This window comes from Desulfatibacillum aliphaticivorans DSM 15576 (genome assembly GCF_000429905.1).
In the GTDB taxonomy this organism is placed as follows: Bacteria; Desulfobacterota; Desulfobacteria; order Desulfobacterales; family Desulfatibacillaceae; genus Desulfatibacillum; species Desulfatibacillum aliphaticivorans.
The window spans coordinates 55,559-70,240 of sequence record NZ_AUCT01000022.1 but is presented as its reverse complement, the minus strand read 5'-3'; the positions used below and the strand labels follow the sequence as shown (position 1 = coordinate 70,240).

Here is a 14,682-nt window from a genome sequence, read left to right as displayed (position 1 = left end):
TTTCCAAGCTCCTTTCCGGCTTTTCAGCCATGCTGCTTCCCGAATTCATCCAAAACTTAAGCCGTCCGGCGCCATCCGGGTTTACGTAAGACCCAGAATATGCCACCAGACTGCAGCCACCAGCACCAGGATCGACAGGAGGATCGGCGTGGCCACCGCGCCGACCTTGGTAAGGTCCGATGCCTTAAAATATTTGTAGCTGTAGGCAATGGCGTTGGGAGGACACCCGATCACCAGCAGCATGGCGAAGGAGGTGGCCGTTCCCAAACACAGGGCCATGATCCGCGGGTCCACGCCTTCCAACTGAGCCATGGGAATCACGATGGGCAGGATCAACGCGGCCGCGGCCACGTTGGCCATGGCGTTGGTTACCAGAGCGCCGAAGACGCCCACGCCAATGAACAGCAGCAGCCAGCCCCCTCCCTGCACATAGGGGAAGAACAGGTTGGCGAAATAGGCCGCCGCGCCTGAGTAACCCATGCCCAGCCCCAGGGAGATTCCGCCGCCGAAGATGAATAAGGCGGTTCCCCATTCCAGGTGCTCATGAATGTCGTCCCAATGCAGAATATCCATCAGGACCAATGCTCCCACGGCGATCATACCGGTAACGGAGTAGTCCATTCCGTGCAGTCCCTTGGTGAGCCACGCCATGAATGCAAGGCCAATGATTATCAGGGTGATTTTTTCTCTGCCGCTCCAGGGACCCAGAGACTCGTCGAACTGGGGCAACTGGTATTTCGGGTTGGGGCGGTACACCATGTACACAACCATTACAGCCGCAGGAACTGTAATTATGGCTGCGGGCATGCAGTAAATGATCCAGTCAAGAAAGCTGATTTCTATGCCTGTGAATTCCTTTAAGAACGCCGCCGCCACCATGCAGCGCCCCCCGCCGATGAGCGACCCCATGCCGCCGCAGGAACAGGCAAAGGGCAGGGAAAGCATCATGAATTTGGCCGTCTTGGAATGGGGCTGAATTCCGGCCGCTTTCATCAAAGGCAGCATGGTGACGATGCCCACGGCCACGGCCGCCGCGTCGTGCATAAAGGAAGAGGCTATTCCCAGTCCAATGGAAATGATAAAGGTGAACTTCACCACGCTGGTTCCAGCCATTTTCACAACAAAATAGCCTAACCTCTTTGTGAGCCCCGCCTTATCCAGGGCAATGGCGAATATGAGGCAGCACATGATAAAGACAACCACGGGGTGCATATACGGCGCCCAGGCGTCTTTGACGTCCGCCACTCCCAGAAGAACAAGCGAAACGCCGATGCCGATGGCCGTGATTTCCAAGGGTATGGGTTCCATGACAAACAGGAATATCAAAACTCCCAATATGGCCAGAAACCGTTTTCCCTTGGGATCCAACCCATCCACATAGTCCACGGTGATGGGCCCGTCCCCCTTTGTATTGGCGGCAATGTCCCTCAGGTAATCGCCAATTTCCGGACCGACCTTTTCGGCGTCGACCACCTTGATGTTGTAGGAATGCTCCTTTGCGTTTTCCGAAACCAGTTCGAAGTCGCCGGCCGCCTGCTCAAGCACCAGGCGGTCAAAATCGCCGATAACTTTAAAAGTCGTGCCTTCCGGTCTGGGCAATAAGAGGACGATAATCCCCAACCCAAGCGCCAGGCACAATTGAAAATACTTATTTTTGAAAATCATGACTCGTCCTTTCCAGGCGCCAAAAAAGCCCTTTGAGCGCAGTCCTTTCCCTGGGACTGGCAAGCCTGAAAAATCTTTTCCAAGAGGTCCTCCAGGTCACAGGGCTTGGTGAGATAGTCGAATGCTCCCTGGGCCATGCCCTGCCTGGCAGCCTTTTCAGATCCGTGCCCCGTGAGGATGATTACTGGCATCTCAGGGACCATTTTTTTAAAAATATTCAGGACTTCTATGCCGTCCATGTCTTCCATTTTCAAGTCCACCACAGCCGCGTCAAAATCCGTCCCTCGCAATATCCCCACAGCGTCTGTACCGGTGGCGGCAGTCGTGACTTCTATGCCTCTGCGTTCCATCCGTTTTTCCAACACATGCAGGTATCCTTGCTCGTCATCCACAAGCAAGACCCGGAGCGGAGATTTTTCAGGTCTGTTTTCATTCATGACGCGGCCTTTCTATCCCTAATCTCCTCGCCTGTTCGCGATGTTCATAGCCCGTGCCTGGGCGATTTTGTGTTCATGATTTTCCTTCTTTGCTTTGGCCTCCCGCACTTTGCCCAGAAGGTCATCCATGTCGCATGGCTTCATCAGGTAGTCGAAAGCCCCTTGTTTCATCCCATCGATGGCGCTTTGCACCGTGGCATGGCCGGTAAGCATGATCACTTCCACTAAAGGATAGCGTTTGCGGATTTCCTGCAGGGTTTGAATGCCGTCCATCCCGGGCATTTTGACATCCAACACAACAACATCCACGCCAAAGACCTCTTTCAGTTTTTCAAGGCCTTCCTCCCCGGAAAAAGCCTGGACGACTTCAAGGTTGCGTTTGGTCAGCCTTTTGGCCATTGCTTCTACAAAAGATTGCTCGTCATCCACGAGCATCACTTTGATATCAGACATGTTCTCCTCCTGTTAACTTACTGGTTCCGCGTTCCCGCCGTTTTTTTCGCCTCGAGAGGCCGGCAGGCTGATGTGAAAGGTGGCGCCCACCCCAACCGAACTATTTACTGAAATTTTGCCCCCCATCTTCTCGATAATGCCGTAGCAGATGGAGAGGCCGAGTCCCGTGCCCTTTCCCACGGGTTTGGTGGTAAAAAACGGATCAAAAACTCTTTTAAGGACCGCGTCAGGAATGCCCTGACCCGTATCCGCCACATGAATATTCACCACGCCGTCGCCGTTCTCCGTTGAGATGGTCACTTCTCCTCCCTGTTTGTGATCAATGGCGTCTATGGCGTTATTGATTAAATTAAGCAAAACCTGCTGCAGTTCCGACGGCGAAGCCTGGATAAGGTTCAGATTGTCGTCCAAAACCTGATGCACTTTGACATTGGCGTACTTGGCCCTCTGGCTGCTCAGATCCACCACTTCCCCGATCAGCTCGTTCATGTTTACTTCCTGCTGCCTGGGGTCCGTCCTTCTGGCGAAACTCAGAAGCTTGTGCGTGATTTCCTTGCACCGATCTCCCTGGGTCTTGATCTGGGCGACCGATCTGCTGATTTCCGCGACATTCTCCGTATCCCCGAACTCGTCTTCCTCCAGCAGATCTCCAATCCATCCGGACTCCTCCACCATGATGGCGACGGGGTTGTTGATCTCGTGGGCGATGCCGGCGGCCAGCTCTCCCAGGGAGGCGAGCTTGCCCGCCTCAATGACCTTCTCGTTCATCATTTCCTTTTCGCGGTCCGCCATTTCCAGACGCTTGACCGTTTTCGCCGAAACAAGAAAGGCCGTAAAAAAAATGGACAAGCCGCCCGCGATAAAAATGATGATCGCCGCGTTCCGGGTTTTGTACCAGGCGCTGAACGCGTCGTGGGTGTCTTGCCGGTAAATCAGGGCCCACTGCCCCTGCTTAAGCTGAGTCATGACATAGATGGAAGTTGATCCGGGCCTTTGAGGATCGTCTGCTACTATGGCGCGGACCGGCATGGCGGTCGCAAAATCTTTGTATTGGGGCCCCGGCCAATTGTTTACATGGCTATGGTTCGGCTCCGGGACCGCCGAATGCTTGCCCCACACCAGATCTCGAAGGGATTCCACGTGGGCGTCCAATTGGATTCCCGGCTTTGTCTGAAAAGCGCCCTGCCTGTTTATGATAAAGGCCAGGCCTGTTTCGCCGATCCGTATGTTTTCCACCAGCCTGTTGAAGCCCATGAAGTCAATGGTGCATCGCAGAAGCCACTCCCTGCCATCGGCGGAAATTTTGGTGGCAACGATAAAATGGGGCAATCCCCGAAGACCCATGAACACGTCGCTGATGTAGTTCTGGCTGCCCATGGCTTCCTTGAACCATGTCGCGTCGGCATACACGGCCTTGCCCAATTTAAACGGCCCCGAATACGCCGCCTGGACCCCTTGGTCATCCACCAGGCCCATATCAACGACCATTCCGCCATGCTCCGCCTGAAGATTGCGCAAAAGCTCCGAAAGGAAGGCTTCGTCCTTAAATTGTTCGTAGGGATAGGTGTTGGCGATCACCCGCAGATCGGCCAGGTTTTCGTTCAGGAAGGTGTCTATGTTCTGCTTATGTTTTTTAACGACCTGTTCCAGGTGCTCCAACACCTTGGACTCATACGCATGTTTGAACTGGTAGCCGTTTACGATGGCTATGAGGGCCAAAGGCGCTAATGAAATCAACACGATGAGAAACATCAGACGCCTTTTAATACCGCTGTAATGTCTTTCTTTTTCCATTAACTCGCCCCGGAGGCAGCGCTGCGTTCATTCAAAATTCGGGAAACCACGTCGCGTAGTCGATGCGTGCTTTCCCCCTTTTCCAAAATAGCTGCGGCTTTATGCGCGGCCGGATGATTAAGGGCCTCACCGGGAAAGGCGTGAAGCACCACAGGCAATCCGGGCATGAACATGGAAATGCGGGAAAGGATCGGAGAGGAATCCGCGCGGGATATCTCCGGATCCAGCACCAGCAGGTCAGGAGGATGGGCCGACAGACATTTGTCCACCACCTCCTGAGCGGCGCCTGCCATCTCCACCATGCAGCCAAGGGAGGAAAACTCCCTTCGAAGCAATTCCCTCACCCTGGGGTTTGGGTCGGCGACGCAAATTGTAATTCCTGGTCCAAGCATGCCTATTCTCCTTTAACAGCCTAAGCTATTAAGGGTGTTCGCAACAGGCGTACCAGAATTAAAGACCGTCTTATATATAATTAACCAATTGAAATAACGTAAAAAAGGATGGATGCCCCCAAGGGGCGGAGGAAGACTTTTTACAGGGGGGTGTAAAAAACTTTTACACTTTGTAAAAAGGCGCTGGTTGCCTAATCCACGGAGGTTCTTATCTTAAGATCGTACTTCTCAATGCGGGATAGGAGGGTAGGCCGGGAAAGGCCCAAAATCTTGGCCGCCCTGGTGCGGTTTCCGCCGGTCATGCGAAGGGCCTCGGCAATGACCAGGCTGCCCAAATGATCCATGATTTGCTCGAACAGGCGCCCATCGTGGACGACGGTCATCTGCTCCCGGACCCACTTGCGGATGAGGGCGTCAATGTGCTCGGAATCGGTTTCTTCACTTTGAATGCCTTCGGGCATGTTCCATGCCGCAGCGCGGCTGATGTCATTGGACTCCAAGGGGTATCCCTTGGAAAAAATCAGGGATTTCTGCAATGCGTTGGAAAGCTCCCGAACATTGCCCGGCCAGGGGTGGGATTCCAGGGCGCGGGCGGCGTCCTTGGTGAGTCCGGGGTTGGGCATGCCCATGGATTTTGCGTGTCTGGACAAAAAGTATTCCGCCAGCAGGGGGACGTCTCCGGCCCTTTCCCTGAGGGGCGGCAGGGACAGCGTCACCACCTTGAGCCGGTAGTACAAGTCCTCCCGAAAACGGCCCTGGCGCACGGCTTCCTCCAGATTGCGGTTGGTGGCGGCGATAATGCGCACGTCCACGGGGATGGGCTCGCGTCCGCCCAGCCGTTCTATACTTCTTTCCTGGAGAAGGCGCAGGATTTTTGATTGGATTTCCAGGGGCATGTCCCCGATTTCATCCAGAAAAATGGAGCCGTGGTTGGCGCGTTCGATTTTACCCACTCTTCTGTTGGAGGCGCCGGTAAACGCGCCTTTTTCATACCCGAACAACTCGCTTTCCAGCAGGGTGGGAGGAATTGCCACGCAGTTGATGATCAAAAATGGGCGATGAGCCCTTGCACTGTGCTGGTATATGGCGCGGGCCGCCAGTTCTTTGCCAGTGCCGGATTCCCCTCTGACCAAAACCGTGGCGTCCGTGGATGCAACCCTTCCGATGGCTTTGTAGATTTCCTGCATGGCCGGGCTCGCCCCCACAAGAGCGTCCTGGGGTTCGTCGTCCGAATAAGCCCCCACCTGGACCTTGGAATGCATAAAGCGGGAGGCTTTGACGGCCTGGTCGATCATGTCCAGGATGGCCGGGATGTCAAAAGGCTTGAGGATGTAGTCAAAAGCGCCCATCTTGGTGGCTTCAATGGCGGTTTCCGTGGTTCCGAAGGCGGTCATGATGATCACCGGCAGGCGGGATTCGATTTTCCGGATTTCCTTGTACGTAGCCAATCCGTCCATGCCCGGCATGCGGACGTCCATGATTACCAGGTCCGGCTTGACCTGCTCCACCTTGACAAGGCCCGTCTCGCCGGAGGAGGCAGTATGCACCAAATGCCCTTCTTCCTGTAGAATTCGCTCGAAACTTTGCCTCAGTTGGGGGTCATCGTCCACAATCAGGATGGTAGCCACTATTCTTCCTCCTCTAAGGGCAGGGCTGCAAAAAAGCAGGCGCCCATGCCTTCCTCATGCTCCAGCCGGAACACGCCGCCGTGCTCCATGATAATGCGATTGGCTATACTTAAGCCCAGGCCTGTGCCTTCCTCCTTGCTGGAGAAAAACGGCTCAAAGACTTTTTCTTCGACGTTTTCCGGAATGCCGGGGCCAGTATCGCAAATGCGAAGACAAGCGCAGGCCCCAAGACCTTGGACGTCCGCGGCCTCTTCCCGGATGAAAATTTTGCCGCCGTTCACCATGGCCTCGCAGGCGTTCATAATCAGATTCATGAGGAATTCCTTCAACTGGTCCGGATCCGCAACCAGGGAAGGCAGCTTGAGCTTACGCTGCACAATGGCTTCCACGCCGTAGGATTCCAATCTGTGCTGAACCAATTGCAAAGTCAGGTCCACTACTTCAGACAGGCTGGTTCTCTGCATACGCAGCCTGGGCGGCCTTGCGAACTCCAGGAAGTTGCCGACAATGGTATTCAAATGCCCGATTTCCTCTGATATAACGTCAAAATCTTCTCTCTGGATGTCGTTCAGGTCCAGGGATCTTTCCAGTGAAAAAAGGCGCATCTTGACCGAGGTGAGCGGGTTGCGGATGCTATGGGCCACGCCTGCGGACAACTTGCCGACCATGGCCAGCTTCTCTGCTTGAATCAAATGCTCCCGGCTTTGCTCCAGTTCCATTTGGGCCTGGCCCATGTCTTGCATCAAGCTGTCCACCCGGCGTCCCAGGGCCTGGACTTCATTGCCCATGACTCTGGGGGATCCGGAGTCCTCTCCATAGGTGGCCAGACGCCTTAGGGGTTTGAGAATCTGTTTGTAAATCATCGTGCCCAGCAATAGCGCGCATCCCAGGGCCGCAAAAACCGCAGCCACGGCAAAGCCGGAAAGCACAGTCCCCCGTTGCTGGTAGGCTTTATGGGCGGCCTCAATCTGGCTTCTTTGCAGATCCTTATATTCTTCGCAAAGCGTATAAATCGCCTGGAATTGTTTGCGAACCTCCCAGTGTTTGTTGGCGCCCGCCTTGTCGTCGCCGTCCTTGTAAAGCTGAATCACGACCTTACGCTGCACGCTGAATTCCAGGTAGGCCTCGGCGATTTTCTCAAGAATCCGGTGTTCGTGATCCGTGGAGGACGCTTTTTCGGCTTGATCCATGCCTTTCACAAAGGCCTGGTGATGGGCCTTCAGGCTTTCCAGCCACTGCGGGTCGCCGTCCAGGAAGAAATAGGTGGTGTAGCCTTTTTGCATGATCAGGGCCGTCTCCACCTCCTGGGCTGCAATGAGAGAGTCAATGCCGCTGGAAAGCTCCGTTTTATACAATTTTTGCGTGGAGAAGGTGTACCAGAGGGTGGCGCCGGCGCCCACAAAGTTAACGCCCGCCAAACAAGCTAAAAGGAGAAAGATTTTAGAGCGAAGAGTCAAATATGCGCGCATCAGAACTCCTGTAGTCATTAGCGCGTCGCTCACCGAAAAAACAGAGCTACGGGCCGGGGTTGGCGATAATGGGCGGAATGCTTTTCAACCTGCAACGCGCAGGAAGCCGTTAACGCCGGTTTACACACCATGAAACACATAGCAAAGCCTTTGCCAAGGCGCCAGAAAATCTTACAACAAATGAAGGAGCTCTAATAACTATACTATTTACTATAATTATAGAGCCTTGTGTGCATGTCTGGCAAGAGGGTTTTTTCAGATTGTAAAAATGACATGCAGAGGGATTTGACGGGTCTTTATGAAATTTTTTCAAACTGTAAAAAAAGCTGACGGTTTTGAAGGCTGACGCAGCCCCCACTTTCTTAAGAACCGCCCGCCGGCGCCTCTTCCCACATGTCTCGCTCCCCCCTCATCGCAACAAAGGAGGGCGGCGGGATGATCCATCCGGAGAGGGAAGGCGCGACTTCATCTCGTCAAAAGTTTATGTTCTTCCGGCAAAAGAGTTGAGATAAGGTTCATGTCTCCCCAACTCAAAGCCTGCCTGTTTAAAAGCAACTTGATGTGCGTTCCTGCAACGGATGTCCCGTCTGCCGGCGAGGCCGGGTTCATGGGGGAATCCCGCTAGAGAGCTTTTACAGCCCGTAAAGATACCTGACAAAGAAAGCGGTCCCTCTTCTGGTTGTTTCAATAATTTCACCATTCAATTTTACTGTAATTTTAATTTGTTATTCAAAAATAGCCATCCTGCATCCCCTTGGCGCCAATCCTGCCAATATAGCTTTCCGGAACGTTTTACGTACCGCAATTAATCCAAGGTTAATGGGGCCGCAATGCAAGAAAATCACTATTTCTCGTTAAAAAGAAAAATTTTGGCCAGCATGCTTATCACCCCCCTGGTTCCTTTTGTATTGGCGGCGGTGGTGGCGTACGAGCATTTTTCCATATCCACAAAGGCGGACGCCGTTTCCAAGATGGAGAGGATTGTGGAGGACCACGCCGGCCTGGTGGACACCTTTTTGAAAGAGCGTAAGGCAGACCTGGGCTTTGTGGCTGAAGCCTATGGGTATGAATCGTTGAGCGACCAGAAAACCTTGTCCCAGGTTTTCAAAATTCTTCAAAAAGAGTCCAACGCGTTTTTGGACCTGGGCATTTTTGACCAGGCCGGGGTGCATGTGGCCTATCACGGCCCCTACGAGCTTGCCGGCAAACTCTATTCAGACTCCCAATGGTTCAATCAGGTCAGGAAAAACGGCAGTTACGTATCCGATATATTTAAGGGGTTCAGAAAAGTCCCTCATTTTGTAATCGCCATTGCCCAGAAGGATGAAGACAGGACATGGGTGTTGCGGGCCACCATCGATCCCTATCTGTTTACGGAAGTGGTGGAGAAGGTCCGCATGGGCAAGACGGGCGAGGCTTACATCCTGAATCAGGAAGGCGTGTTCCAGACCAGCCGCCGGTCGGGCGGAGACCTGATGGAACTGGATCCGGCGGCGGAAAACCTTCTCACGCAGCATCATGGCGCCCGCAGTTGCATACTAAAAGACAAGAACGCCAGCGAATATCTTTACGTCACCACCTGGCTGCCCTCGCAGCCCTGGCTGCTGGTTGCCAGGCAGGAGACGTCCGACACCTTTGCAGACCTTAACCAGGCGGGCTTTTGGGTCTTGATAATCGCCCTGGTCGGCGGCGCCATGATTTCAGTCCTGGCCTTTTATATGAGCAACCGGATTATCGCCCGGATTCAGCAGGCAGACCAGGAAAAAAGCCAGCTTAACCAGCAATTGGTGGTGGCCGGGAGGCTTGCCGAGATTGGCGAGATGTCTTCCGGGTTCGCCCACGAGATCAACAACCCCTTACAGATTATCAGGGCGGAAAGCGCGCTTATCGACACTATAATCCCCGACCTGAAAAAACGCGGCGAGTTGCAGGAATCCGAGGACTCCAGGGATATGGAAGACTCCTTGGAGCAAATCAAAAAGCAGGTGGACCGGTGCGCATCCATCACAAGCGCCATATTAAAATTCGCCCGGCAAAAAGATTTGACTCCCCAGACAATTGATCTGTGCGAAACCCTCCCCGAAGTGACGCACATGATCGCCCGAAAGGCTGAGCTGGACGGCGTTGCCCTATCCCTCCAAACCGAGCCCCCCCCAATACGGGTTAACGCCGATCCGGCACAGCTTCAACAAGTGCTGCTCAACCTGATTAACAACGCTATCTACGCCATGGTGGACAGGCACGGAACCGCAGGCGGCGGAGAGTTGAAGCTGGACTGCAACCGGGAAGGCGATAAGGCGGTCATCCGGGTTAAGGATAACGGCGGCGGCATTTCTCAGGAAAATATGGAAAAGATTTTTACGCCCTTTTTCTCGACCAAACCCGTGGGCAAAGGGACTGGCCTTGGGTTGTCCATTTGCTACGGAATTATTGAAAAAATGGGTGGGAATATAACCGTTAACAGCGAGCCGGGCGTGGGAACCGAATTCGTGATTACCCTGCCGGCGGCGGGATGACCAAAAATGGCTGGCCGAATTGCACGTCGTAATGACCGGCCATCCGGGAAAGGAGCAAGGGATGGAGAAATTAAAACTGATGCTGGTGGATGATGAGGAAAGATTTCTGGAAACCACGAAAAAACTCCTCACCAAGGCGGGATACGAAGCGCTCACCGCCTCCAGCGGGGAAGAATCTTTGGAATTGCTAGGCATGCACACCGTCCACGTGGTTGTTCTGGATGTAAAAATGCCCGGCATGGACGGTCTGGAAACGCTCAAAAAAATCAAAACCCTTTACCCGCTTACGGAGGTGATCATGCTGACCGGGCATGCCACCGTGGAGGATGCGGTGGACGGCATGAAATCCGGGGCATCTGATTACGTCATGAAGCCGTGCGACATCAACGATCTGTTGGGCAGGGTGGAAGAAGCCTTTAGGAGGCGCAAGGGAATTGAGGAGCGGATTTCCATGGCCCAGGCCCGGTCATACGTCAAGTCTCCCAGGGAAATACTCAGGCAAAAGGCGGAGTAGGCGCCTGCCTCCAGGCCGTCCAATAAAGTTCAGGAGATCGCCATGTCAGACACAAAAAAGGGAAAGGCCACCGGCTACGACAAGTTCGTCGATTGGAAATTGTTCAGCATTCCGGTGATTTTATTTTTCGTCATCCTCATCCTGCCTACGCCTTACGGAATGAAAGACGTGGGAGCCGAATACAAGGTGGGGACCAAAGTCGTCGTTAACTCTATCACTCAAGAACTTTTCGGCGAAACCAGCGCCGATGCCGATCAATGGCAGCTTTTGCTGGCCAAGATGATGGAACAGAACCTGCGCATGGGCGCGTTGACTAAAGACCGCTTTATGAAACGCAACATGAAATGGTGTTCCAAATACGACATTGAGGCCACGCAGGCCAATTTTGACAAAGCCCAGGCCTATGTCGAGAATAATCTGTCCGCCGAGGCCTTCGGGAAAATGATGCAGGACGCCCTGAAACTCCGAAAGCACGACCTGAAATACGAGGAGCTGACCGGCAAGGACAAAGCCGCTGCGGACAAGGGCGCCTGGCACATCAAGGTGGCCATAGCCATGATGGCTTTCGTGGTGTTCTGCTTCCTGACGGAGTGCATTCCGTTGCCGGGCGTTGCCTTCTGCATCGGCCTCATACTGGTGTTTACCGGGGTGGTGTCCCGCAACGACGTGGCCGGGCTTTATTGGAGCGACGCCTGCTGGTTTATCATGGGCAGCCTTATGTTCGCCGCCGCGTTTGTAAAAACCGGGGTGGACAAAAGGGTGTGCCTCATGATGTTCAAGAAGCTGGCCGTGCCAAACGTCAAGTGGGTCACCCTGATTTTCTTCGTCATCATTACCCCCTTGGCAGCCTTTATTTCCGACCACGCCCTGGCCGCCATGTTCTTGCCCATCGGCATCCTTTTATATCAAAACAGCCTGAGCAAAGAGGTTCCTGAAGACAAGGAACTGGCCAAGCTGCTCATGATCGCCATCGCCATGGCGTGCAACATCGGCGGCCCCGGCGCTCCTTCGGGCGGCGCAAGGAACGTTATCATGATGACCTATCTGAACGATATGTTCGGCATGGACATCGGATACTTCCAGTGGGTCACCTACTGCTTTCCCTTTTTGATCATCATGATCCCCATCACCTGGTTCATGGTCAACTGGCGGTTTAAGCCCCAAATTCACTCCCTGGCGCCCGCCATGGATCAGTTGTCCCGCGAAATAAACAAAATGGGCAAGTGGAACTCCAAGCAAATCTGGGCCTTCGTGATTTTTGTGGTCATGGTCTTCGGCTGGTTTACGGAAAAGGCCTTTTTCGACATGGGCATCTATCCCGTCCGTTTGGGCATCGGCGTCATCGCCGTGGCCGGCGCCGTGGCCTACCTGCTTACCGGTGTGTGCAACTGGCGCGACTATCAGGAACGCGTTGACTGGGGCGTTGTGTGGCTGTACGCCGGCGCCATCATCTTCGGCCGCACTCTGGACAGCACGGGCGCCGCTTACTGGATGGCCAGGAGCATCCTGGACGCCCTGGCGCCTCTGGGCATGGACTCGGGCCTGCCTCTGATGCTTGTGAACAACGGCCTCACTGCGGTGCTCACCAACCTCATGGCGGACGGCCCGGCTGCAGCGGCAGTGGGCCCCATCTCCCTGAATATGGCCGGCCTGGTCCATCCCGGCACCACGTATCTGCCTTTTATGGCCATGGGTACGGCAATGGCTTCGTCCTTCGCCTACTGCCTGATCATCGGCACTCCGCCCAACGCCATTGTTTACGCGGGCGGATACCTGGAGCCCAAGGACTACCTGCGGGTGGGACTCCCCATGTGGTTCGTCGCCAACATCGTGGTGATCCTATTAGTTTCGGTTTACTGGTGCTTCAGGGGGTTCTCCGGCTTGCCGGCTTTCTAAGGCCGCCGGGAAAAACATTCAGCCAAGGAGGAAATGCGCATGCATCCATTTGAAGGAAAGGTCAGAGACGACAATGCCAAGCGGTTTGTCCACGAAAAAGGACGGACCTACTTTGACCGGGATACGGAAAGGCTCATCTTCTTTGTGCTCACAGGAGTCATGCTGCTCCTGGGAGTTCTGGGCAGATTGGGCGTTTTGTAAACCCCCTATCAGCAAAGGAAGACGGAAATTATGGATTTGGCGGAAAAAGCAAGACCTAATAACTCGGGAATTATCGGCTACTTTCAAGCCCTGACCGGGGTGTTAAGCAGGCCGGGGGTATTTTTTGAATCCCTGGACGAAGATGCGCCCATAACCAAACCCTTGGGATTTCTGCTGGCCAGCGCCCTGTTTTTTACAGGCGCCAGCCTCACCTGTATAGCCCATGATTACGCGATCATGGCGGGCGTGTATTTTATTAACGCCTTGTTTATGCCCATGGTTTCCGCCGCGGTATGCTTCCTGTTCATGACCATGTTCACGGGACGGACAGTCAAATTCAGAGCCGTCATGGCCGTACACGCCTATGCTTCCGGCGTGACCATGCTGGCCGCCTGGATTCCTTTGTTTGTGTGGTTTACCGAACCCTGGAGATGGATCTTGATTATTCTTGGAACGGTCAAGGCGTGTAAAATATCCTGGCTGAAATCAATCCTGGCGGCGTTGGCCGCCTTTGTGACGACCAATGTTTTTTTCTGGTCCCTCATGCTTGCCATAGCAGGTTTGAAAGGGGTTTGAAAAAAGCCTGGTGAAAATAGAGGAAATCGCCCACGGCGAAATCGCCCTTTTTTGGCGCAGGCCCGGATAATCTTCCGGCCTGCGCGGGAGGAAATATATGAACGAGTCCATAAAAGTCCTGCTGGTGGATGACGAGGATCAATTTCGGGCCACTACGAAAAGGATCCTGGATAAACGAGGCTTTGAAACCTTGGCGGCCGCCACCGGAGAGCAGGCCCTGACTATGATCAAGGAAAAGCCTGATGTGGTGATCCTGGACATTAAAATGCCGGGAATCAGCGGCCATGAGGTTTTGAAGGAAATCAAAAAAATCAGCCCGGATACTCCGGTGATCATGCTGACCGGCCACGGCGCCCTGCCGTCGGCGGAAAGAGCCAAGGATCAGGGCGCCTTCGACTACCTGTCCAAGCCCTGCTCCATGGATCTGCTGGCCTCCCGCATTACCGACGCATATCGGCAAAGCGGGCATGACGCGGGAAACGGAGACTCCGAAAAGCTGGTGCGGGACGTCATGATCCCCATCAGCGCCTACAGCACCCTGGCGGAAAACGCCACCCTGAAAGACGCCGTGGCTACGCTGAAACAGTCCTACCTGGGCCGGGACAACACCTCCAGCCTGACGGAGTCGGGGCACAATTCCCTGCTGGTCTTGTCCTCCTCCGGAAAGATGCTGGGCGTGCTGGCCATAGAGGACATCTTTAACGCGGTGGTGCCCGCCTATCTTTCGGCCCCCAAGCCGTCCACGGCGGACAGCATCCAGTATTCCCCCATGTTCTGGAGAGGCATTCTATGCGCCCAACTGGCGCAAAACGCCAACACGCGCCTGAAGGATATCATGAGCCCGGCGCCGCTCACCATAGACGCCGACGCCAATCTCATGGAGGCCGTGTATTCCATGCTTCAAAATGAAACCGGCAGACTGGCCGTGACGGACCAGGGAGAGGTTCTGGGCATCATACGGAAACAGGACATCCTGTTTGAAATGGGCAGGATTTTGAAAGAATAAAAAAATCGAATTGGGTTTGACTCCTGTCGGAAGATAAACCCAGGGGGGCGTCCGTGGAATACGGGGCAATATTCCCGGGCGTCCCCATTCTATTGCTCAAAGCTGCATACAAATAAAAAATCAAATTCCAATGAT

The 14,682-nt window shown here is 54.2% G+C and carries 13 protein-coding genes; 6 read left to right on the top strand and 7 right to left on the bottom strand.

Annotated elements, in window-relative coordinates; genetic code table 11:
- Nucleotides 1-81: 81 nt before the first annotated feature.
- The 7 genes from G491_RS0118680 to G491_RS0118650 form a co-directional block, all read right to left on the bottom strand.
- Nucleotides 82-1,665 (bottom strand): SLC13 family permease, encoded by a 1,584-nt coding sequence (locus tag G491_RS0118680; RefSeq protein WP_028315662.1) that lies wholly within the window; start codon nt 1,663-1,665, stop codon nt 82-84.
- Nucleotides 1,662-2,102, bottom strand: a complete 441-nt coding sequence (locus G491_RS0118675) for a response regulator (RefSeq protein WP_015947019.1) — start codon at nt 2,100-2,102, stop codon at nt 1,662-1,664. The genes G491_RS0118680 and G491_RS0118675 overlap by 4 nt, the downstream gene beginning before the upstream one ends.
- 18 nt (nt 2,103-2,120) lie before the next feature.
- Nucleotides 2,121-2,555: a response regulator gene (locus tag G491_RS0118670; protein ID WP_015947018.1), complete on the bottom strand. Its 435-nt coding sequence runs from the start codon at nt 2,553-2,555 to the stop codon at nt 2,121-2,123.
- 12 nt (nt 2,556-2,567) lie between these two features.
- Nucleotides 2,568-4,349 carry a sensor histidine kinase gene (locus G491_RS31480; protein ID WP_035219448.1) on the bottom strand — a complete coding sequence of 594 codons (1,782 nt, stop codon included), beginning with the start codon at nt 4,347-4,349 and terminating at the stop codon, nt 2,568-2,570.
- Nucleotides 4,349-4,741, bottom strand: a complete 393-nt coding sequence (locus G491_RS31475) for a DNA-binding transcriptional response regulator (protein WP_015947016.1) — start codon at nt 4,739-4,741, stop codon at nt 4,349-4,351. Before G491_RS31475 ends, G491_RS31480 begins: the two co-directional genes overlap by 1 nt.
- A 191-nt stretch (nt 4,742-4,932) precedes the next feature.
- Nucleotides 4,933-6,369: a sigma-54-dependent transcriptional regulator gene (locus tag G491_RS0118655; protein ID WP_028315661.1), complete on the bottom strand. Its 1,437-nt coding sequence runs from the start codon at nt 6,367-6,369 to the stop codon at nt 4,933-4,935.
- Nucleotides 6,369-7,838 (bottom strand): sensor histidine kinase, encoded by a 1,470-nt coding sequence (locus G491_RS0118650; RefSeq protein ID WP_028315660.1) that lies wholly within the window; start codon nt 7,836-7,838, stop codon nt 6,369-6,371. Before G491_RS0118650 ends, G491_RS0118655 begins: the two co-directional genes overlap by 1 nt.
- Nucleotides 7,839-8,668: 830 nt before the next feature.
- On the opposite strand from G491_RS0118650, the gene G491_RS0118645 reads away from it, so the two are divergent.
- From G491_RS0118645 to G491_RS0118620, 6 genes are all read left to right on the top strand, one after another.
- Nucleotides 8,669-10,354, top strand: a complete 1,686-nt coding sequence (locus G491_RS0118645) for a sensor histidine kinase (protein ID WP_028315659.1) — start codon at nt 8,669-8,671, stop codon at nt 10,352-10,354.
- A 61-nt stretch (nt 10,355-10,415) separates the two neighbouring features.
- Nucleotides 10,416-10,868 (top strand): response regulator, encoded by a 453-nt coding sequence (locus tag G491_RS0118640; protein WP_028315658.1) that lies wholly within the window; start codon nt 10,416-10,418, stop codon nt 10,866-10,868.
- A 42-nt stretch (nt 10,869-10,910) separates the two neighbouring features.
- The gene (locus G491_RS0118635) at nt 10,911-12,764 is read left to right on the top strand and encodes an SLC13 family permease (protein ID WP_028315657.1); all 1,854 of its coding nucleotides are present in this window, start codon (nt 10,911-10,913) and stop codon (nt 12,762-12,764) included.
- A 39-nt stretch (nt 12,765-12,803) separates the two neighbouring features.
- The gene (locus tag G491_RS35915; RefSeq protein WP_169829471.1) at nt 12,804-12,965 is read left to right on the top strand and encodes a hypothetical protein; all 162 of its coding nucleotides are present in this window, start codon (nt 12,804-12,806) and stop codon (nt 12,963-12,965) included.
- Between the two features lie 30 nt (nt 12,966-12,995).
- On the top strand, nt 12,996-13,541 hold the full coding sequence (locus G491_RS0118625; RefSeq protein ID WP_028315656.1) for a YIP1 family protein: 546 nt from the start codon (nt 12,996-12,998) through the stop codon (nt 13,539-13,541).
- Between the two features lie 97 nt (nt 13,542-13,638).
- The gene (locus G491_RS0118620; protein ID WP_028315655.1) at nt 13,639-14,547 is read left to right on the top strand and encodes a CBS domain-containing protein; all 909 of its coding nucleotides are present in this window, start codon (nt 13,639-13,641) and stop codon (nt 14,545-14,547) included.
- Nucleotides 14,548-14,682 lie beyond the last annotated feature (135 nt).

Bases quoted from the DNA above. Each gene is read 5' to 3' on its own strand.
- G491_RS31475 (WP_015947016.1), bottom strand. From the start codon at position 4,741: ATGCTTGGACCAGGAATTACAATTTGCGTCGCCGACCCAAACCCCAGG.
- G491_RS31480 (WP_035219448.1), bottom strand. From the start codon at position 4,349: ATGGAAAAAGAAAGACATTACAGCGGTATTAAAAGGCGTCTGATGTTT.
- G491_RS0118650 (WP_028315660.1), bottom strand. From the start codon at position 7,838: ATGCGCGCATATTTGACTCTTCGCTCTAAAATCTTTCTCCTTTTAGCT.
- G491_RS0118640 (WP_028315658.1), top strand. From the start codon at position 10,416: ATGGAGAAATTAAAACTGATGCTGGTGGATGATGAGGAAAGATTTCTG.
- G491_RS0118680 (WP_028315662.1), bottom strand. From the start codon at position 1,665: ATGATTTTCAAAAATAAGTATTTTCAATTGTGCCTGGCGCTTGGGTTG.
- G491_RS0118625 (WP_028315656.1), top strand. From the start codon at position 12,996: ATGGATTTGGCGGAAAAAGCAAGACCTAATAACTCGGGAATTATCGGC.
- G491_RS0118645 (WP_028315659.1), top strand. From the start codon at position 8,669: ATGCAAGAAAATCACTATTTCTCGTTAAAAAGAAAAATTTTGGCCAGC.
- G491_RS0118620 (WP_028315655.1), top strand. From the start codon at position 13,639: ATGAACGAGTCCATAAAAGTCCTGCTGGTGGATGACGAGGATCAATTT.
- G491_RS0118635 (WP_028315657.1), top strand. From the start codon at position 10,911: ATGTCAGACACAAAAAAGGGAAAGGCCACCGGCTACGACAAGTTCGTC.
- G491_RS35915 (WP_169829471.1), top strand. From the start codon at position 12,804: ATGCATCCATTTGAAGGAAAGGTCAGAGACGACAATGCCAAGCGGTTT.
- G491_RS0118670 (WP_015947018.1), bottom strand. From the start codon at position 2,555: ATGTCTGATATCAAAGTGATGCTCGTGGATGACGAGCAATCTTTTGTA.
- G491_RS0118675 (WP_015947019.1), bottom strand. From the start codon at position 2,102: ATGAATGAAAACAGACCTGAAAAATCTCCGCTCCGGGTCTTGCTTGTG.